At 44.7% G+C, this 20,482-nt stretch carries 20 protein-coding genes and 1 pseudogene; 10 read left to right on the plus strand and 11 right to left on the minus strand.

Features of this window, described 5'->3' with window-relative positions; genetic code table 11:
• Positions 1–117: 117 nt before the first annotated feature.
• The 8 genes from AAFP11_RS14420 to AAFP11_RS14455 all read right to left on the minus strand — a co-directional run bounded on the left by AAFP11_RS14420 (position 118) and on the right by AAFP11_RS14455 (position 8,235).
• Positions 118–357, minus strand: a complete 240-nt coding sequence (locus AAFP11_RS14420) for a hypothetical protein (RefSeq protein WP_341737687.1) — start codon at positions 355–357, stop codon at positions 118–120.
• Complete coding sequence (locus AAFP11_RS14425; RefSeq protein WP_341737688.1) at positions 347–1,834, minus strand: PP2C family protein-serine/threonine phosphatase; 1,488 nt, start codon at positions 1,832–1,834, stop codon at positions 347–349. Before AAFP11_RS14425 ends, AAFP11_RS14420 begins: the two co-directional genes overlap by 11 nt.
• Positions 1,835–2,200: 366 nt before the next feature.
• Positions 2,201–3,934, minus strand: coding sequence for a signal recognition particle-docking protein FtsY (gene ftsY / locus AAFP11_RS14430; RefSeq protein WP_341737689.1), 1,734 nt, complete (start codon positions 3,932–3,934; stop codon positions 2,201–2,203).
• A gap of 173 nt (positions 3,935–4,107) precedes the next feature.
• Entirely contained in the window at positions 4,108–4,740 is a 633-nt protein-coding gene (gene nusB / locus AAFP11_RS14435; RefSeq protein WP_341737690.1) for a transcription antitermination factor NusB, read from the minus strand.
• A 169-nt stretch (positions 4,741–4,909) separates the two neighbouring features.
• Positions 4,910–5,635, minus strand: coding sequence for a DUF502 domain-containing protein (locus AAFP11_RS14440; protein WP_341737691.1), 726 nt, complete (start codon positions 5,633–5,635; stop codon positions 4,910–4,912).
• A 351-nt stretch (positions 5,636–5,986) separates the two neighbouring features.
• On the minus strand, positions 5,987–6,775 hold the full coding sequence (locus AAFP11_RS14445) for a DUF4058 family protein (RefSeq protein ID WP_341737692.1): 789 nt from the start codon (positions 6,773–6,775) through the stop codon (positions 5,987–5,989).
• A 52-nt stretch (positions 6,776–6,827) separates the two neighbouring features.
• Entirely contained in the window at positions 6,828–7,601 is a 774-nt protein-coding gene (locus AAFP11_RS14450) for a DUF4058 family protein (RefSeq protein WP_341737693.1), read from the minus strand.
• A 391-nt stretch (positions 7,602–7,992) separates the two neighbouring features.
• Positions 7,993–8,235 carry a hypothetical protein gene (locus AAFP11_RS14455; RefSeq protein WP_341737694.1) on the minus strand — a complete coding sequence of 81 codons (243 nt, stop codon included), beginning with the start codon at positions 8,233–8,235 and terminating at the stop codon, positions 7,993–7,995.
• A 126-nt stretch (positions 8,236–8,361) separates the two neighbouring features.
• On the opposite strand from AAFP11_RS14455, the gene AAFP11_RS14460 reads away from it, so the two are divergent.
• The 4 genes from AAFP11_RS14460 to AAFP11_RS14475 all read left to right on the plus strand — a co-directional run bounded on the left by AAFP11_RS14460 (position 8,362) and on the right by AAFP11_RS14475 (position 11,566).
• A complete protein-coding gene (locus tag AAFP11_RS14460; RefSeq protein WP_194063647.1) occupies positions 8,362–8,574 on the plus strand; it encodes a helix-turn-helix transcriptional regulator in 213 nt (70 codons plus the stop codon).
• A gap of 20 nt (positions 8,575–8,594) precedes the next feature.
• Complete coding sequence (locus tag AAFP11_RS14465) at positions 8,595–8,807, plus strand: helix-turn-helix transcriptional regulator (RefSeq protein WP_333102249.1); 213 nt, start codon at positions 8,595–8,597, stop codon at positions 8,805–8,807.
• Between the two features lie 20 nt (positions 8,808–8,827).
• On the plus strand, positions 8,828–9,040 hold the full coding sequence (locus AAFP11_RS14470; protein WP_341737695.1) for a helix-turn-helix transcriptional regulator: 213 nt from the start codon (positions 8,828–8,830) through the stop codon (positions 9,038–9,040).
• 549 nt (positions 9,041–9,589) lie between these two features.
• Entirely contained in the window at positions 9,590–11,566 is a 1,977-nt protein-coding gene (locus tag AAFP11_RS14475) for a bifunctional serine/threonine-protein kinase/formylglycine-generating enzyme family protein (RefSeq protein WP_341737696.1), read from the plus strand.
• A 239-nt stretch (positions 11,567–11,805) separates the two neighbouring features.
• Here AAFP11_RS14475 and AAFP11_RS14480 read toward each other — a convergent pair whose 3' ends face one another.
• From AAFP11_RS14480 to AAFP11_RS14490, 3 genes are all read right to left on the minus strand, one after another.
• Positions 11,806–12,462: a Uma2 family endonuclease gene (locus AAFP11_RS14480; protein WP_341737697.1), complete on the minus strand. Its 657-nt coding sequence runs from the start codon at positions 12,460–12,462 to the stop codon at positions 11,806–11,808.
• Positions 12,463–12,712: 250 nt separating this feature from the next.
• Entirely contained in the window at positions 12,713–12,949 is a 237-nt protein-coding gene (locus AAFP11_RS14485; RefSeq protein ID WP_341737718.1) for a hypothetical protein, read from the minus strand.
• 259 nt (positions 12,950–13,208) lie between these two features.
• Positions 13,209–14,717, minus strand: coding sequence for a UbiD family decarboxylase (locus tag AAFP11_RS14490; protein ID WP_341737698.1), 1,509 nt, complete (start codon positions 14,715–14,717; stop codon positions 13,209–13,211).
• Positions 14,718–14,900: 183 nt separating this feature from the next.
• On the opposite strand from AAFP11_RS14490, the gene AAFP11_RS14495 reads away from it, so the two are divergent.
• The 6 genes and pseudogenes from AAFP11_RS14495 to pstA all read left to right on the plus strand — a co-directional run bounded on the left by AAFP11_RS14495 (position 14,901) and on the right by pstA (position 20,321).
• Positions 14,901–16,337 (plus strand): NYN domain-containing protein, encoded by a 1,437-nt coding sequence (locus tag AAFP11_RS14495; RefSeq protein ID WP_341737699.1) that lies wholly within the window; start codon positions 14,901–14,903, stop codon positions 16,335–16,337.
• Between the two features lie 42 nt (positions 16,338–16,379).
• Positions 16,380–16,505, plus strand: coding sequence for a hypothetical protein (locus tag AAFP11_RS14500; RefSeq protein ID WP_341737700.1), 126 nt, complete (start codon positions 16,380–16,382; stop codon positions 16,503–16,505).
• Positions 16,487–16,973: pseudogene (locus AAFP11_RS14505) on the plus strand (IS200/IS605 family accessory protein TnpB-related protein); the annotation flags it as partial. The gene AAFP11_RS14500 and the pseudogene AAFP11_RS14505, both read left to right, overlap by 19 nt.
• Before the next feature lie 182 nt (positions 16,974–17,155).
• Entirely contained in the window at positions 17,156–18,181 is a 1,026-nt protein-coding gene (gene pstS, locus AAFP11_RS14510) for a phosphate ABC transporter substrate-binding protein PstS (protein ID WP_341737701.1), read from the plus strand.
• Positions 18,182–18,336: 155 nt separating this feature from the next.
• The gene (gene pstC / locus AAFP11_RS14515; protein ID WP_341737702.1) at positions 18,337–19,338 is read left to right on the plus strand and encodes a phosphate ABC transporter permease subunit PstC; all 1,002 of its coding nucleotides are present in this window, start codon (positions 18,337–18,339) and stop codon (positions 19,336–19,338) included.
• A gap of 2 nt (positions 19,339–19,340) precedes the next feature.
• On the plus strand, positions 19,341–20,321 hold the full coding sequence (gene pstA / locus AAFP11_RS14520) for a phosphate ABC transporter permease PstA (protein ID WP_341737703.1): 981 nt from the start codon (positions 19,341–19,343) through the stop codon (positions 20,319–20,321).
• Positions 20,322–20,482: the final 161 nt, after the last annotated feature.

Genomic DNA, 20,482 nt, shown 5'->3' on the forward strand with positions numbered 1-20,482 from the left:
TTGGTATCACCGCCCCCTAGCCCCCCCACCCCCCCTGCCCCCCCCAAGGGGGGAAAAGAAGGAATAAGGAAGAAGTCAGGTTTCTGGGCCTTCATTTTTTGGAAGTTGGCTGACTTACTAACGGAATATTCCCTTAATGAACCAGCCCACAAATAGCCCTATACCAAAAGCAGCTATTTGACCACTAGAGACAAAATGGTTCCAAGACTTCTGAATATTACTAAAAATCTCATAGCTTTGACCCAAAATCACAGTCGAACTTAAATGAGATTTCCAAACTAACAAATCCACCGCATCGTTCCAATTAATCCCGCTACTCAATCCAACCGTTGTTTCAATCATCAAATTAACTATCATGGTGATTTTCTTCTGTAGCAGGTGTTACTCTCATTACCACCAGGGTCATATCGTCTCCATTTTGGTTGCCCATGCCGATAAACTGGTGAACTCGATCGAACAAATAGTTCAAAATTTGCTCAGACTCCTGATAATTTTGACAAGCCCATTGAAAAGCCTCCGTCAAATTGTCCTCATCAAACCGCTCCCCTACTTGATTGGCAGCATCAGTAAAACCATCGGTGTAATAAATAATAGTATCTCCAGGCTGCAATTGTACCTGTGCCTCTTGGTAGCGCGAATCAGCATCCAAGCCAATTAGCATCCCTTCGAGAGTATCAAGCCTCTCAATAGAATTAGTGGCGGCTTGCCAAAGCAAAGGCGGGTGGTGAGCAGCATTACTGTAAGAAAGAGTCCGAGTTTTCGGGTCATACTCGGAATAAAACAGAGTCACGAAACGGTGGGAATTTTCCAAATCCGCGTGCATTACCCGGTTTAAATGTTGCAGAATTCTGGCAGGGGAGTGGCGGTTCAAAACCTCTGCCCGCAGCATACCCCGTGTCATCGTCATCAACAGACCAGCGGGTACTCCCTTACCCATGACATCGCCGATGACAACACTCCAGCGACCCTTGTCCATTTTTGATTTGAGATTTTCGATCAAGGATGGGGTATGTTCTGACTCCTGTTCCTTGCCTATGGGGTCATAGTCGGCGGGAATAAAATCATAATAATCTCCGCCAACTCTGCTAGCTGTTTGACAGCGGGCGGCCACATCTAGACCGGGAATTTTGGGGCAACTACGAGGTAAGAGTCGCACTTGAATTTCTGCACCAATTTCCAACTCTCTGTCTAAACGCTCTTTCTCTGCCAATTTAACATTTAGCTCATCTTTGGCGATCGCAACTGCGGTTTGATCTGCCACCAACCGGACTAATTTCTGTCTCCCAGCCGTGAACAAATATTGGGATTCGCTGCTAAAAACGTACAGCCGTCCCCGTTCCAAATTATTCAGTAAAATTGGTGCACCAAACAAGTGAACATCCGGGCCTAAAAAGCGACTGACTTGAATATCTAGACTAGAAGTTTGCCCGGAGTTACCCGACATAAACTCTGCCCCGGTTCCCACACCTGTTGTCACTTGCTTAGTGGCAATTTCCAGTGCTTTTCGCATATCTTGACACTGCCGTCCTGATTGACAGTGCAACTGCTGAAACCTGACTTGACCATTGGGCTTGAACAGTACCAAAGCTCCGCCATCGGCATCGGTAACGCGAGTCGCTACCAAAGGAACCAACTCCAAAAATTGATTGAGATTATTAAAAGTCCGCAGGGCAAATCCCAGGGAACTTAACATATCTTGAACATTATGCTGGTATCGATGCAAGCGGGCCACCAGTTCTTTGAGCGCGAAGACTGGCGTCACGTCGATGGAATTGCGACCAGAAGGGCGGTCAGCAGGTTGAGGTGAGGGGCGAGGCAAAGGCACAGCAGTCATTTTAGATTTGTGATTTTCGATTTTAAATTAAAGAAGAATGATTCAGCATTTACACAGAAGCAGAACTGAAACCAGATTTTTTTGTCGATGATTTTCTAGATTATCTGTTTTGCATTTAACAATTTGTATCTTGGTGGTTAGTTGAAACACCAGCCACAAGAATTTAAATTCAAATTACCCTACAAATTCAATGCGCGACAACTTAATCTAGTCTTTTCCACAGCCTTTGTCGATCGAAAACCCTGTTCCTGTAGGTAATTCCTACGATTTTAGTTTTAGGTTGAGGATTTTGGATGTTTATGCTGCCTGTCCGCCTCAAAAAAATTGGGACGGTTACAGATACCTCATCAATCAAAAATCAGAAATCTAGAATCTAAAATCCAGCAGGGCTTCCACAAACTCGTAGCTAGAAAACGGGCGCAGGTCTTCGATGCTTTCCCCGACTCCAATAAACCGGATCGGCAGACCCAATTGCTGCACTACTGCTAGGGCAACACCACCTTTAGCAGATCCATCGAGTTTTGTCAAGACTACTCCACTTAATTTTGCAGCCTCTGCGAAAACTTCGGCCTGTCGCAAACCATTTTGACCTAGTGTGGCATCCAAAACCAGTAGAGATTCTACGGTAGCACCAGGAGCTTTTTTATCTACTATGCGACGGATTTTACTGAGTTCATCCATCAAGTTTTTTTTGTTTTGCAGACGACCTGCGGTGTCTACGATCAAGAGTTCTGTATCTCTGGCCTGGGCCGCGGCGATCGCATCAAACACCACAGCAGCCGGATCGGTGTTTTTTCCAGGATTGGCAATAATTTCGACTCCGCTACGAGCTCCCCAAACTTTCACTTGTTCGACGGCGGCGGCCCGGAAAGTGTCCGCAGCACCTATCAGAGTTTTGTATCCTGATTTTTGGGCAATGTGGGCAAGTTTACCGATGGTCGTAGTTTTTCCCGCGCCATTAACTCCGACAATCAACCAAATATTGAAGGTGTCTTTTTCGGGGGCAAAATTCAGACTGTAAGCGGGATTTCCGGCGGCAGTTTGGGCACAGGGTGCATCGAGGATGTCCCGCAGAATGGTTTTGAGGTAGGCTAGGGCCTGTTCTGGGGGTAGGACTTCTTGTGAGAGTTTGGCTTGGAGGCGACTGATTATAATGTCTGTGGCTGCGACTCCGACATCGGCTTGGAGCAATAAAGTCTCAATTTCCGCTACTGCGTCTTGATTGAGCGGGCCTTGACCGACGATCGCCTTAAGTCGATTAATTAAGCTACGACGGGTTCTTTCTAAGCCTTTTCGCAGCTTTTGCAGCCAAGTGATTTCTTCGACAGATACTTGATCTGGCCGCCGGCCTTGACTGGCGAGGATTTCTGAGGACCACAGGAAGCCTTCGTCAAAGGCAAAACCAGGAATTTCTTCGATAATTGCAGCTCTGGCTGCTGCTGCTGCAATTACCTCTGGTTCTTCGAGGGCGGTTTCTTTGAGCCGTTCGATCCGTTCCATGCGATCTGCTTGAGCTCTGGCCCAAAAGGGCAGGGCTTCTGCTGTTTCGGCCCTAACTTCTGTGACAGCGGGATTTGGTTCTGATGCGATCGATTCTGGATCGGGAACAGAAATGGCAGGTTCGGGAATTTCTCCCTGTTGGGTTGAAACTTCTAATTGTTGAGCTATCGGTTCAGGAATGGCGATCGACTCGGCTGTCGGTGAAGCATCGGTTGCTTCGACAATGGCAGGTGCAGAAATTTCTGATGTTTCTGCCACCACTTGTGCTATGGGAGCCTCAAGTTCGATCGCATCAGTTGGTTCGACCGTTGCGGATTCAGCAATATCTGTTTCGGCTGCTGGAACCTCAGTTGCTGGTGTCTGGGTAACTTCTGTTTCCGGTGTTTCCGGTTTTTGCTGTTTTTGAATATTTTTATAAGCAGCTTTCGCCCAATTCAAATAATCCTCTGCTATGGCGGGGGAACTTGGATCTGCTGCATCTGTTTGAGGCTCAACGGGCGCGGATTCTGTTGGTGACTCTTCTTGGGGCTGTACGGGAATATTTTCTTGTTCAGAAGATACACTTTCGCTGTACTGGCGACGAAACCAATTAAAAACCATAAAATTAAAATGGGGAATATAGTTAGTTGACTGTTGACTGTTGACTGTTCTTATTTGTTATTTGTTATTTGTCAGTTGATAGTTGTTGTTTGTTATTTGTTTACAACTATCAACTGACTAATGACCAATGACTACTGACTAATGACTACTGACTACTGACTAATGACTACTGACTAATGACTAACTGGTTGTGCATTAATGCGATCGACAACTCGGCGCAATACTCCGTTGATAAACCGATGTCCGTCATCGCCACTGTACCGTTTTGCTAGTTGGACAGCTTCGTTGACACCGACTTGTTCGGGTAAGCCTAGAAATAGAATTTCCGCGATCGCAATTCTCATGATATCTCGATCGATCCTGGGCAAACGTTCGATTTGCCAGTCCACGAGGGCTTCTTTGAGCAAGTCATCAATTTCCGGGCGGTTCGCACTGACTTTTGCTAGGATTTGCAAAGCATAATTGCGGACATCTTGCTGGTTAGCTAGCTGGATGATTTCGGGAAACTCCATAGCTGAACCGAGACGGTTAATCGCCGTTTGAGTAAGTTCCACAGCTTCCCGTACCATTGCTCTAGCACTTTCGACATCGGAGGCGCGGATTTCGCTCGATAGCAGCTTGTCGCTACCTCGTTGCACTTCTGAGGCTGCGGTTTCTAGAGATTCTTGAACTTCCGTAGTCAGGGTGCGGATGGCGGCGAGGACGACATCTTGGAGTTTCTTGGCTTCTAAGAGTTCTGGATTAGCTGGGAGTTGGCTAATGCCGAGGAGTGCGAGTTCGCGTGCGGTTTCGCGGGCTTTTTTCATATTTTTTAAATAGGAATTGGGAGTTTAGGAATTTAGGAATTCTTGAGATTGCTAGAGGTTAGTTCACAGTACAGACTTGGACTTTAGCAGAAAAACTTGTAAAAAAAAACCGCCCTCAGTCACGATTTCCGTCTGGGCCGGTTTTATGCAAGATTATTGATGTGTTGATTCACTCTTCTTCCACTGGAACAGGATGATATCTCGCATCGGGCATCAAGGGCTCAAATTTTGTCCCATTGGTGTTTTGGGCCGTTATTATAGCTGAGTTGCTGGGGTTGACTATGCCGCCGGAGATGATGACTTTAAACGCATCTTCGATCGACATTGACAGATTAACCACATCTGCTTCCGGGACAATAGCGTACCATCCAGTAGTGGGATTGGGAGTAGTGGGAATGAAAATGCCGATGGGACTTTCGCCTGAAAGATAAGGCGGAATATCATTATTCTCGATCGTACCGGTCACAAAAGCCAAAGTCCAGATTCCGCGCCGGGGATACTCTACCAAAACCACACGGCGAAATTTGTCATTGGACTTGAGGATAGTTCCCAGCAGTTGTTTGAGGGTTTTGTAAACCGAACCTGCTAGGGGAATTGCCTGTAATAGACGTTCGCCCAAGTCTAACAACCACTTCCCGAAGATATTACGGGCCATCAGACCAATAATCGTAATGCTCAGCAGGGGTACAGCCAACCCTACCAAGAGATTGAGAAAATTCACCAAAATCGGGTTGAGGCCGTCAAAAGGGTTAATTTGCTTGGGAATTTTGGTGAGAAAATTAATGACCCAACTGGCGACAGTGATTGTCAGCCAGATGGTGGTAGCTAAGGGTATCACTACCAAAAGACCTGCGATCAGGTCGTTTTTTAAGTCTTGTTTGATGCGTTGGAGCACGGGTGGTCAACTCTCCTCGTAACTGGCTGCAAATAACCTGAACAAACCTGAGACTAGAGAAACTGCACGAGCTTGCATGGAAGTCGCCATGTTTATTGTCTTCGATCCAACTAGACTGTGCTCTCTCCTGTCAGGAAGAGTTAGGGGTGGGTATGCTGTACTGAAATATGTAAAGAATGATTGCAAATTGGCGACTGTTTTTAATATACGTGACTTATTGTATATTTTAAGACTTTTTGGTTCTGACTTGAAAAAGAAGTCGATCGCCTTGACGCGGTGTGGGTAGGGTGGCTTGTTGACTATAAACTCAAGTCAGGAGTGGTTGAGTTTGCATTTTGCTAGTAATTTGAATTATTCGCGCAAGTTGCGATCGCGCAACCAAGCATTTGCCCAAATTGTATCCGCCTCTGACAGCGGTGGTATGACTTCCCAGTTGCGATAATCTATCTTGAGGTCGTAACTTGCGATGTCGTAAATTTGAGTGAATAATTCCTGCAAGTTTATGATAGGTTCAGTATCGCCCGATCGCAATGGTAGAGGAAAAGCTGGCATCTGGTTCTGCACATTAAAAGCGTACAAATCTGCTTTGGGACGGCGATTTCCCCGACACACCAAAACGCTATAGTGACTTTCCACGTTATTGCCAACAATTGGCATTTTTTGACCACGCCGCAATAAATCTATTTCTATTAAATGAGTACGGCTCGATAAAATTTCTTCTCGTTTTTCCTCGTACATTTGTCGTCCTTTACCTGTGCGCTTATTCGTAGGCGAGAGAATTTCAATAACTGTAATTAATTCTTCATTTCCCCTTTCTCTAATTTCTAAATAGCCTTCCCGAACCTGGTATGGCATGGGAATATTTACTGTTAACGGTTGTGTCGGTGGCTCTGCAACGGCTACGTTTGATGTTATTAATTCGGTCTTGGTTTTTGGTTGAATTACATTTACGTCAGGAATACCAATTGATAAATTATCGTCAGCGGTTTCATAGATTCTCACTTCCAGCGACACTAAATACTTAGGACGCAGTTGAGGAGATAAAAATCTAAAAATTTCACTAATCAGCAAGTGGTGTAGGGCTGGCCAGAGTTCGGGATGCTCTAAATACGGGTCCATACCGGGAAAGGGAGATGGCATTGATGTGACTCCTTGACTTAAGTCTATTTATAGTTTAGCAACTTTCCCGCAATCAGCGATCGCGCAACCAAGCATCTGCCCAAGCCGCATCCGTTTCAGACAGTGCTGGTATTGGCTCTCGACAATAATCTATTTCCATATCGTAGCCTGCAATATCATATACTTGATTGAAAAGCATTTGTAAATCAACAATAGGTTCAGAGTCTTCGGGACGCAAAGGAACTGGGAAAGCAGGAATTGAATTTTGAATATTAAAAGGATACATATCACCGGAAGGAAGGCGATTTCCCCGACAAACCAAAATCCGATATTGACTCTCAATATTATTGCCAAAAAATGGCATTGGTTCGCCGTGTCGCAGCAAATCAATCTCAATCAAATGAGTGCGACTGCCCAGTATTCTTTCGCGTTTTTTCTCATATATTTGCCTGCCTTTTCCCGGTCGTTTATTAGTAGGCGAAAGTATTTCGATTGTTGTGACTACTTCTTTAGTTTCCACACCTCTTATCTCTAAATAACCTTCCTTGATAATTTCAGGCATAGGAAGTGTCACGTTCACTGGTTGTACTAGAGGTGACAAAACAGCTACATTTGTAGATGGGTTATTTGATGTCTGAGAACGCTGTACAATCACATCGGGAATACCGACAAGCACTGAATTTTCGCTGCTGGTTTCATACATTCGCAACTCTACGGCAACTCGATATTTAGGACGCAGTTGCGGAGATAAAAATCTGGCAATTTCACTAATAAACCAGTGATGCAATTCAGGCCATAGGTTAGGATGCTCTAAATACGGGTCCATACCGGGAAAGGGAGATGGCATTGATTTGACTCCTTGACTTAAGTCTATTTACAGTTTAGCAATATTTTTTTGGCGCGAATGCTGTAAGAGATTAATCGATCGCACATTTTGCACTTATTGCCATAGTCCGTCGGGGGTTTAAACCCCCGCCTCAAAGCTAAAGTCGTCTGAAGACGACTGAAAAAGGCGATCGATTAATCTCTGTTTCAATCCTCAGTCCGTCGGGGGTTTAAACCCCCGCCTCATAGCTCAAGTCGTCTAAAGACGACTGAAAAAGGCGATCGATAAATCTCTATTTCAATCTTTTTTTCAATCCTTTCTTTAGTCCACTTAAGTGGACTTTTGCTTTGAGGCAGGGATTTAAATCCCTGCCGGAATGTGACAACAAATACAAGATATCAGTTCGATCGCATTAAACTTCGATCGCCAATTGCATCGGAATTGGCACGCTGTTTTCATCCAACACAGACACCGCATTTACGAACACAATTGTATGCGGGACTGTGGGCATTAAACGGCGCAGTGCGTTTAGGTAAGATTCCGCATCGCGGCGGCGGGTGAAGCGGGCGACTGTTAACCGCTGACAGTTGGGGAGGTGGCGAATCAGATGCCACGGTTGAAGTCGATCGCGATATGTCGGTTCTTTTGGTATCATAGGAAAATCCTTCCCACTTTTGTGGGTGGTGAATGAAAGGCGATCGCTCTAGATTTCTCAGGTCCGAGGGCGATCGCTGTATCTGTATCTATTAAAAGATATGAGCATAGCTGCTGTCAAGCATAAATGGGATTAATTCGGTTGCGAGTTCGAGAACTAGCTGAGGAGAAGGGTTGGACGCTGAAAGAAGTCTCTGACAGAACGGGAATTCCCTACAGCACGGTTAAAAAATACGCCCAAGCTCCCAAAATGGCAACGGTGGACTATACGGCTTTGCAGAAACTTGCTGAAGTCTTCGATGTGATGGTGGAAGACTTGGTTGAGGTTTTGGAACGGTAAACTGATTTGTCAGCGGGAAAATGGGGTTAATTCGGTTGCGGGTTCGAGAACTAGCCCAAGAGAAGGGTTGGACATTAAAGGAAGTTTCCGAGCGATCGGGCATTCCTTACAGTACCGTTAGAAGTTATGCCCATTCTCCCAAGCTGGCAACTGTGGATTATACGGCTTTGAACAAAATGGCTCGCGTGTTTGATATTGCGATCGAAGATTTGGTTGAGATTTTGGAAGAGTAGGCTGATTTTTAGCTGGGAATATGGGACGAATTAGGCTGCGAGTTCGAGAATTTGCTCAAGAGAAGGGTTGGACTCTAAGGGAAGTCTCCAACAGAACAGGTATTGCATATACCACGATCGCCACCTATGCTAATTCTCCAGGTATGGCAACTGTAGATTACACAGCTTTGGACAAGATGGCGCGTGCGTTCGATATTGCGATCGAAGATTTGGTTGAGATTTTGGAACAATAAACTGATTTGTCGCTCGCGTCGGTTTTTTGCGTTTGTTGCAACAGTCCGTCGGGGGTTTAAACCCCCGCCTCATAGCTCAAGTCGTCTAAAGACGACTGAAAAGGCGATCGATTAATCTCTATTTCAATCCTTTTTTCAATCCTTATCTTCAGTCCTCTTTGAGAGGACTTTCGCTATGAGGCAGGGGTTTAAACCCCTGCCGGAATCTGGCAGCAAATGCCAGATATCTGTTTTCATAAATATTTGCTAGAGATGCAGTTCAAAGCCCCCCCTTAGCAAGGGGGGGTTGGGGGGGGTTAGCTATGTCACGCTACTTCATGAAATTGGTATTAATGGGCGATCGAATACTTGATTTTTATGCAGACTTGACATATCATTAAATAATGGGAATCTGTGGCGTCATATAAAGTAAAGTCATATAAAGTAAAAAAGATTGCCCCCAGCGAAGACAGTGCAACTGCGAACCGGGCGACTAAGACAGCGCAACTACAAACTAAAACAAGGATTGTGTCAAAATAAGCTTAATCTCCACCCATCCACCTAAAACCCATGATTCCCACAGATACAATCCTCGACAACCGCTATCAAATAATCAAATACTTGGCGGGTGGTGGCTTTGGTGACACCTACCTAGCCAAAGATTTAGACTTACCCGGAAAACCCCACTGCGTCGTCAAACACCTGAAACCGAAAGACAATCGTCCCGTTGTTTTGCAGCTAGCCCGAAAGTTGTTCGATATCGAAGCACAAGTTTTGTACAATTTAGGCAAGCAATGTCCGCAAATTCCGACTTTGTTTGCTCACATTGAAGAAAATGGCGAATTCTATCTAGTTCAGGAATTCATAGATGGACATGATTTAAAGACAGAGATTGTTGCCGGAAAAAAGTTAAGCGAATCCTACGTTATTACCTTATTAAAAAACATCTTAGAAGTTTTAACAGTTCCTCACGAACACCAACCAAATGCCGTCATTCATCGAGATATTAAGCCACCGAATTTAATGCGCCGTCGCCAAGATAGTAAAATAGTCTTGATTGACTTTGGTGCAGTTAGGCAAATCAATCAATTAATTGTGAATGTTAATGGAAATGTCACGACAACAATAGCTATAGGCACTCCCGGATATGCACCCAGCGAACAAGCTAAAGGAAAACCAAAATTGTGCAGCGATGTCTATGCTGTGGGGATGATTGGGATTCAAGCATTAACAGGAATTGGGCCGCAACTATTGCAGGAAGATCCGATGACTGGGGAAGTAATTTGGCGGCATTTAGTGCCAAGAATTGACGCTAGATTTGCTGATGTTTTAGATAAAATGGTGCGCGACCATTTCAGTCAGCGTTATCAGAATGCAGGGGAAGCTTTGCAAGCACTTTTATCTTTATCGACGAATCCTTCCGGGAGCAAAGTTAAAACAATTCCTGTGATTCCACAGCACACTTGGCCGTTACCGACTAACACAACCAGGCGAGGTTTATTGCAATTAGCGGGTTTTGCTGGGGGAGGATTTGCATTAGCTGTGCTGAGTCAAAGTTTGTTGAACAACAAATCTTCTTCATCTTCACCAAATCTTCCACCTCCATCAGATAATGAGCCGCCATCTCCTGAATCATCGGCTCGAAAATCATCCCCAGAACCCATAGCAGAAAGTCCATCACCTCAAGCATCTCCAAAACCATCACCAGAAACTCCAGCCCCAAAAGCATCGTCAAATTCCCTAAAAACTTTTGATTTTGAAACAGTGACAGTCAACTCAACGGGGCAGATTGCTAACCGAAGTCAAGGACAAGTACAGGTTTTTACAGATAATCTCGGTGATGGCATCACTATAGATATGATAGCAATTCCAGGTGGCAGTTTCGTGATGGGTTCCCCCAGTACGGAAGCAGGGCGAGATAGCGATGAAGGGCCGCAGCGTACTGTTACTGTGGCCCCTTTTTTTATGGGTAAATATGAAGTCACTCAAGCACAATATCAAGCAGTGATGGGAAACAACCCATCTCGTTTCAAAGGTGCGAAACGTCCTGTAGAACAAGTAAGTTGGGATGAGGCTGTGGAATTCTGCCGCAAACTTACTCAAAAAACAGGCAAGACTTATCGTTTACCATCGGAAGCGGAATGGGAATATTCTTGTCGCGCGGGAACGACAACACCTTTCTATTTTGGTGATACGATTACGCCAGATTTAGTTAATTATGACGGCAATTATCCCTACGGTGCTGCGCCGAAGGGACTTTATCGCGGACAAACAACGGATGTCGGGAGTTTTCCGCCGAATTCCTTTGGTTTATACGATATGCACGGGAATGTTTGGGAATGGTGCAGCGATAAGTGGCATGGTAATTATAGTGGCGCACCGACTGATGGAAGTTCCTGGGAAACTGGAACAGATAATAACCGAGTGCGGCGTGGCGGCTCCTGGGACAGCGATGCGGTCAATTGCCGTAGTGCCTTTCGTAACGGGCTTTCGGCGGGCGATCGTAACTCATTCATCGGTTTTCGCGTAGCTCTGGCTTCTGCGTAGTCTCCGGTTGTTGGTTCTGTGCTGTAGTCTCCCCGCGAGGACTCTTCTCTACTCTTTTGCCCTTTTTCCCTTTTCTCTCTTTCCTCTTTACCCTTTTGCGCGCGTCAGCGCGCTTTAAATTTTTTTTGGGGAAAATGGGGGTTAATATTACGTTCAGGGGCTGTAGGGGCGGGTTTTACCAACCATCTATGGGGGAAACCAACAACATCATAAACCCGCCCTGGCCCGAGCGCTCACATTCAAGCATTCGGTTCAATGCCTAATTCTCGCAATTGCGCCGCCAAAGTTTCAGCAATTTCTGCCGGAGTCTGAACTAATTGCCCTTCCTTCATAAAAAAGCGCAACTGACCATTTTGCACCCCTAAAAATAACTCTAACTGCTCACTCCATAGCCAACCTTGAGGATTAGTTTCTAACGTTTGATATTGACCACCAACTAAAAGAAAACCAGCTAACTCCAACCCATTCGGATCAAACCAAAAATACTCCGGTGTCCGAAAAATATTCTGATAAATTTTTTTCTTCAACCCCTTGTCAACTTCCGCCGTACTCGGAGAAAGAATTTCTACAATTACATTAGGATACTGACCATTTTCAGCCCAAACCACCCAACTTTTACGAGGTTTGCGTTCCGTTCCCAAAACAACAAAAAAATCAGGCCCGCGAAAATCCTGCGACTTAATTTGTTGGGGACTATAATAAATTGTCAAGTTCCCACTGGCATAGAAATCGTTGCGACTTCGCCACAGCCAAACCAGACAATCGATAAGTAGCTGCATTTGCAGCCGATGTAAATCACTTTCCAAAGGTGGTTCATCACTCCATAAATCAGCAGGTGGAACTACTATTACTTCTCGTAGTTCGTCTGTGTACTCTAAATCTTTAGCAAGAGACATAACAAACTTGCCTCCCGGCAAAAAACATTACTCTCAGTTTATCAAATTCCAGAATAGAACTTACATATGAGTGACCAGAAACCGGGTTTTTTCGATAAAACTTCGCTACAGTCAGCAAAACTGCAAAAAACCCGGTTTCTTTGTCGGAGTGCGTAAATCCCGATCGCACTCAATTCGATCGCCCATTCCAAAAATCGCCAAAATTTTCAATCCCTTTCTCGATTAGTAATCCACAATGTGGAATACTAGGTTACGTAACCTCTTCTAACTCAGCAACATATTCAGATTCATAGTTTTCGATTAAAACACCAATAACATCCATCATCGAAGCAAGAGGATGGCTTTCATTCTCGCCCACTTGATCGATTAGGCTATCTAGTAGTTCGACTAAACGCTCATATTCCTGTTCGGTGTGAGGAACAAAAACCATTTTAGCAATGGATGACCAACCAACAATTGTTTGATCGAGATTAAGACTTTGCATCATTCTTTCCACCTTTCTTCTTCTTTGGTATTGATAACAAGGAAATGCCCAAGGAGTGTCAACTTAAGCCTAAAAGCCTTGAGAAATCTCGTTTTTACACTAAGTCTAGATCCCCCTAAATCCCCCTTAAGAAGGGGGACTTTGAGGATATTTCTTGTCCCCCCCTTATTAAGGGGGGTTAGGGGGGATCTAGACTTTGATACAAACAAGAGATACTCAAGGTTCAATCTTAAATTGACAACAATGGTCAAGGCCTAAGTCCTTACTTCATCTCATAACCAAACAAATTCGGATCGACTTCACCCAAATTCAAATCAGCCAAACCATACTCAGCCCAACGCCGCTCCACCATCGCCGCCACATCAGGATCGGACTCCAAAACTTCGCCCCATTCGTGCTCGGTTTCCGGCGGCATCTTCGTAGTCGCATCAATCCCCATTCTGCCTCCCAAACCGAGTTTTTCACTGGCAAAATCTAAGGTATCAAAAGGCGTATTTGGCAGAATAAATACATCTCGAACTGGGTCAACTTTAGAACTAATTGCCCACACTACTTGACGCGGGTCGCGAATGTTGATACTTTTATCGACAACAATCACAAACTTAGTGTATGTAAACTGCGGCAATGCACTCCAAAATGCTAAAGCAGCCCTGCGCGCTTGACCGGGATAGGCTTTATCAATGGAGATAATTGCAGCTTTGTAACTCAGGGCTTCCATTGGTAAGAAGAAATCGACAATTTCCGATACTTGCTGCCGCAAAATAGGGGTATAAATGCGATTTAGCGCGATCGCCATCATCGCTTCTTCTTTCGGCGGCCGCCCGCTAAATGTAGTCAGATAAATCGGGTCTTTGCGGTGTGTCATGCAATTGAATCGCACCAGTGGCGAATCTTCCACACCGCCGTAATAACCCATGTGGTCGCCAAAAGGCCCGTCGGGCAGAACTTCACCGGGGGTAATCGTTCCTTCTAACACGATTTCCGAGTCAGCAGGTACTTCCAAATCTACTGTTTTGCACTTCGCTAAACTCACGCCGGAACCGCCGTAAAGTCCGGCGAATAACCATTCGGATAAGTCTACAGGAATTGGGGTTGCTGCTGCGAGGATGATCAGTGGGTCAACTCCAAGGGCGATCGCCACTTCTAGCTTTTTACCAGCCTGCGCCGCTTTCCGCAAGTGCCGCGCCCCTCCCCGCACCGATAACCAGTGGACAGTCATGGTATTTTTGGACTGCAACTGTAAGCGATAAACCCCCACATTTGGCGTGCCGGTTTCGCAATCTTTGGTAATTACCAAACCCAAAGTGATAATTTTGCCCGCGTCTCCCGGATAGGGGCGAATCATCGGGATTTTGTTCAAATCGAGCCCTTCTCCCTCAATTACCACTTGCTGACAAGCTGGGAAAAAGTCGCGCCCTGGTTTGGCTTTCACTACGTCAAACAGCACTTTGCCGAATTCTATGGCTTGGGAAATCTTTTTTGGGGGTTTTGGCTGTTGTAGCATTCCTAATTTTTTGCCGAGCTCTTCTAGTTCGATCGGCTTTTCCATGTTCATCGCCCAGCAAACGCGCTGTTCTGTACCCAGCAGGTTAATCGCCACCGGGAATTCTGCGCCTTTGACGTTTTCAAACAGCAAGCCTGGGCCGCCTTTTTGCAGCATTTGGTTGGAAATTTCGGCAATTTCTAGGTCGGAATCGACTAAGGCGCTAATCCGGCGCAGTTGTCCCCGTTCTTCGAGTAGTTTGAGGAATCCTCGCAAGTCTCTTGCCATTTTTTTAATAATTGTTAAGTTTCTTTTACTATTATGGGGCGATCGACTGCCACAAGTTACTCTTGAACCGCTCAAAGAATATCTATTTAACGAACCGCGAAGACGCGAAGGGCGCGAAGGAAGAGCAAGAAGAAGATAGGTAATGTCTTGTTGGGTTCGGGAGCAGGCTGTAATAATGGTTAAATGAAATGTCCAAGATGCGAATCTGACCAACTCCGTAAGAACGGCCGTCCCAACGGTCGCCAGCGATATCTTTGCAAGGCTTGCCGCAAACAATTCTTTGATCCGGTAGGGCCACAGTCTTTCAGTCGCCAATTCACCGAAAGTGAATTAAGCGCAGCTATCCCGCAGGAAATCACCTCTGTAAGCACTACAGATTCCGGCGGGATTGCGATTTTGCTGTTAGATGCTGAAAATCTGAAACTTAACGTTAATACAGAACTATTCTTAGCGAGTTTGTGCGTCTATCCTCTGCAAGTTAAAGTTGCTTTTGCTAATTGGAAAAATCCGAGTACGGGGAAGTTGGATGCTGAACTTTACGACCGCGGTTATGAGCTGATTCATGTTCCGGGCGGTGCTAATAGTGCTGATGGTAAAATGATTGCCTTTGGTGCTGCTATTTTATATCGATATCGCGATGTGCGAGAAGTTTTTGTTTGTTCTTCGGATGGTTTGTTAAATCATCTTTGCAATCAGTTGCAAAATCAGGGATTGACTGTGTTTCGGGTGCGGCGAAAAAATGCTGTGTTGTCTGTAGAAAACTGTCATAATGGTGAGAGCAAGCACTATTCTTGTGAGAGGGAAGTAGAAATTCCTAGTTTTGAGGAATTGGCTCATCAAGTTGCAGAATTATTACAGGCTGAACATAAATCTATTGACGAGCGTATAGCTCGATTTTCGAGGGTGGCTCAGTTTTTTAAAGAGCGCCATACTATTGCTTTTAATTCTGTGAATTCTCATGCAGTAACAGTTACGGAGTCAGCACAACCGCAAGTTTCTCCGGTGTCGGAAGCGCCTTTGGCGACGGTTGTTGTCGAGCAAAATGTTGCCCAAAAACCGGATATAGAAATCGTTCCTGTTGTCAATTCCTCTACTATTGATTCTCTGGATGTTTTCCAAATTAAAATTTTAGAAATTATTGAATCTGCCAAAAATGAGTTGCACGAGGATACGGTTAGTCTGGTAAGAATTCAGAAAGATTTTTTGGATAAATATAAATCTAATGCCGATTTAATTGTGAAAGGTTTTTTGGGTAAAAATTCCAGCTTGCTAAAATATTTGCAGTCGAAATCTACAGTTTTTCAAGTGAAATCCAGCGGGCAAAAACATCAAGTGGCGATGGTTGGGCAAAAATCGGCTGCTTCCAAAGCTCAGGCCTATGCTACCTTGGAAACTTCTGTAGCCAAAATTATCAGAGGATTAACGGCTGAATCTCCGGGTAGTTATGTTCCGATTAACCAAGTTGCTACGGAATTTCATAAGTTATACCATCAACCACTGACTAAAAAACTGCAATCAATGAATTTGGGGAGTAAGGTGATTAATTTTTTGCAGTCATGCAAAACTTTCAAAGTTAAGAAAGATGGTAAGGATTATCAAGTGGCGATCGCACTTTCCTAATTTCCAAATTATAGTAAAATCAATCAAGGAGGGTAAAAAAAGATGTACGCAGTACAAAAAGACGTTTGGCATTTAACAGGACTCGACAAAACCATTGTCGAGCAACTGTTGAGGTGGTCAAACAATCTGTTTAATGTCGGGACTTACGAAAGGCAGTTAGAACCATAATAGAGCATTGCGAAAATCACCAAATTAATGTCATAGTTTTTGGTTGGAATAAAGGACATAAGCAAGAAGTAAATATGGGGGTCGTAACTAATCAAAACTTTGTCCAAATACCCACAGCTAAAGTCAAAGATAGACTACAACAAGAGTGCGCTCTCAGAGGATGGAGATTTGTAGAGCAAGACGAATCCTACACCTCAAAAGCCAGCTTCTTAGACCGAGACTTACTGCCAGTGAAAGTTGGTGAAAAACCCGACAATTGGCAACCATCTGGTAAAAGAATTAAACGAGGTTTGTACCGTTCCGCTCAGAAAATAATTCTGAATGCAGATGTTAACGGTGCGGCAAACATCATTAGGAAATCAAAAGTAGCCATAGACTCAATCCGCAGAGCGAGTGGGTAGCGGGTTGCTGACTAACCCTTTAAGAATTAAACTTTGGGCGGATTCATCCCCCAAAGTTTGTCCTTAAGAATCCCCGCGTCTTCAGACCGGGGAGTGTCAATAACTCTCCCAACAGCTAATTGTCAAAAATTTAACCCAAATTTAACCAAAATTTAAAACAAGCTTATCCTTTCTCCAGGTCTGACTCGTATCTTTCGGTCTATCCTATGGAGGGGATTGCCCAAAGTCTGTTATTTAAGGAGGAGGAGTATGTTTTTTTTCACAGGACGTTGGCGACGTGCCTTTATAGTTACGCTAGCAGCAACCGCATTTTCGCTCTCATTGATTAGTTCTGCTGTAGCAGCCGTCACACTAAACGGTTCGGGAGCTACTTTTCCCAAACCTCTTTACGATCGCTATTTCTCTCAGATGAGAAGCGCTAATCAAATTACTGTAAACTACGAAGGGACTGGCAGTGGTGCTGGCATCAAAGCATTAATCGCAGGTACTGTTGATTTCGCAGGTAGCGATGCGCTGATGAGTGCTGAACAAATCGGTCAGGTAAAACGGGGTGTCATCGCTGTTCCTACTGCTGGTGGAGCTGTTGCGGTTGTTTACAACTTGCCAGGAATAAACAATGTAAAATTGAGCGCCGATGCGATGAAAGGCATCTTTGAAGGAAAAATTACTCGCTGGAACGATCCTAAAATCGCTGGAATTTCTGGACAAGCTAAAATGCCAAATAGTCCGATTCGAGTAGTTGTACGGGCAGATAGTAGCGGTACAACCTTTATTTTTGCTAATCACTTACAGGCGATCGGCAGTAGCATCAAAGCCGCCGCTCAACCTAGCTGGCCCGGAAGCCCCCTCAGCGGTCAAGGAAACCCAGGTGTCGCAGGTTTAGTGAAACAAACAGCGGGTGCGATCGGTTATGTTCAAGATACCTATGCCAGACAAAACAAGCTCCAAACAGCATTTATTCAAAATAAAGCTGGTCGTTTTGTAGATGCTAACTTGGCAGAAGCCGAAAAAGCTTTAGCAGGAGAAACATACCCCGCCGACTTCCGTTTAGTAGAAGGGAATCCCAGCGACGGTTATCCGATTGTTGGTTTAACTTGGTTGTTAATCTACAAAGAGTATCCTGCTGCGAAAGCCGATGCTATTAAAAAGATGGTTAATTGGGTGATGACTACAGGCCAAGGTCTCAACAAACAGCTAGAATTTACTACAATTCCTTCGGGGACAGCTCAAAAGGTAATTCAAACAGTAAATCAGAGTGTAGTTGCTAAAGGTTAAAAGAGGGCGCTACGACTCAGTTAGGAGTTAAATATCTAACTCCCAACTTATAAATTGTCAGGGGTAAGGTGCGCTGCTGCGCACCCTACTACATCTACTATAATTACTCTTCCATCAACCAAATATTTCACTGTTTACTCAGTAACAACTAGGGTATGACCAATTTTGCTAAGGAACCGAAAAAATTGACTAATCAGCAAATCACAAATACCACAGAAGTAGACTTGACTGATACTTCGGGTGAAGGTTTGTGGATGGAGTCAGGATTTACCATATTTGTATGGGCTTTTGCTCTAGGGACAGCCGCTACGTTGTTCTGGATGAGCGCGATAATTTTTAAAGATGCTTGGCCTGCTATTAGCAAGTTTGGAATCTCATTCCTCTGGAACCCTAAGTGGGATATTGGGGAGTTACAATTTGGAGCTTTGCCCTTTATTTACGGGACTGTGATTAGTTCTGCGATCGCCATTATTATCGCAATTCCTCTTGGACTTTCCGTGGCTATAGTTACCAGCGAAAACTTTTTGCCCGTTTGGGTGCGATCGCCCTTGGGATTCATGGTGGAATTAATCTCAGCCATTCCCAGCGTCATAGTTGGACTTTGGGGAATTTTTGTTCTCATTCCCTTTCTGCTACCTTTACAACAGTCGCTATTTAACAATTTCAGTTGGTTTCCTCTGTTCAGCAGCGAACCCTTGGGTCCAGGAATGTTGCCCGCTGGAATACTGTTATCAATCATGATTTTACCAACAGTAGCCGCCATTAGCCGCGATGTTTTGATGTCAGTTCCCGTAGACTTGCGAAGTGCTTCCATGTCCCTAGGTGCCACCCGCTGGGAAACAATATTTAAGCTGTTATTACCAGCAGCTAGTTCAGGAATTATCGGGGCAACCATCTTGGCCTTGGGACGCGCTTTAGGCGAAACCATGGCAGTCACCATGGTAATTGGCAACTCGATTCAAATCAACCAATCTATTCTAGCTCCTGGTTACTCAATCCCCGCTGTTTTAGCCAGCCAATTTCGAGAAGCTCAAGAACCTCTGCACGTCGGTTCTTTAATGTATTTAGCGCTAATTCTATTTGTCATCACCCTATTGGTGAACGCAGTCGCAGTATTGTTAGTTCAGCTAATCGGTGTCAAGGGAGCGAAAAATTAAACATGAATCAAGCACAAAAAACACCAACTATTCTGGATGCAGAAATCTACAATCCCCTGTCACTGGGTAGAAACTTTTTCAGCCGAGGAATGACTGTTATTGCCTTTGCTCTCACAGCCTTAGCTCTGCTACCTTTGTTCGCTATTTTATACAAAATCCTGGGGGAAGGATTAACACATTTAAGCTGGGACGTTTTAGTTTCCCTGCCAGCACCAGTAGGAGTTGAAGACCAGCCTAACGGTTTTGCCAATGCGATTCTGGGTACTGCTCTAATGGTAGGAATTGCCACGTTATTTAGTGTCCCAATCGGGGTAATGACCGGAATATTTTTGTCAGAATTTGGCAGAGAAAACAAGGGAATATCAAATACTATCCGCTTTATTACCGTCATTCTCAGCAGCGTTCCTTCCATCGTTGTGGGAGTCTTTGCTTACGCTTTAATTGTCGTTACAACCAAAGTATTTTCAGGATTAGCTGGCGGTATCGCTTTGGGTATTATTATGCTTCCCGTTGTCGCCTTGACAACAGAACAAGCATTAAAATTAGTCCCTACTTCTTACCGACTCGCTTCAGGAGGTTTGGGAGCCGGACGTTTTCAAACTATCTTTCGGATTATCATTCCCTCGGCACTCCCGACGATTACCACAGGCGTTTTGCTCGCCGCTTCCCGCGCCGCCGGCGAAACCGCACCACTCATCGTTACTGCTTTATCCAGCCAGTTTTGGCCTCCTTTGATTGAGAAATTGGGAGAAATAACTCAGTCTCCCCTTGGTGCAGAAACCCTCTCGAAAATCCAAGAAATTCCGGGGACAATTCTGACTCCAACTCCTTCTATGTCAGTATTAATATACAGTTATGCCAGTTCTCCCTACAAGGAACAGAATGAATTGGCTTGGACAGCAGCTTCTGTGCTTTTAGGCATGGTTTTGATTGCTAGCGTCGTCTCTCGTGCGGTAACACGCAAACGCTTGCAAAATAGATAATTATCATCAATTATCCGCCTCCATTCAGGAACAGTCAGCCTACCATTAGCGAGATAATTATCTACATCTCAAAGTTTACTATTAACCCTACATAACTGAAAATAATGACACTTGAAAGTAACTTGACAACTGGAAAAAATACCCATAATTTTTCGGCAGAT

It is taken from the genome of Microcoleus sp. CAWBG640, from assembly GCF_020883015.1.
Classification (GTDB): Bacteria; Cyanobacteriota; Cyanobacteriia; order Cyanobacteriales; family Microcoleaceae; genus Microcoleus; species Microcoleus anatoxicus.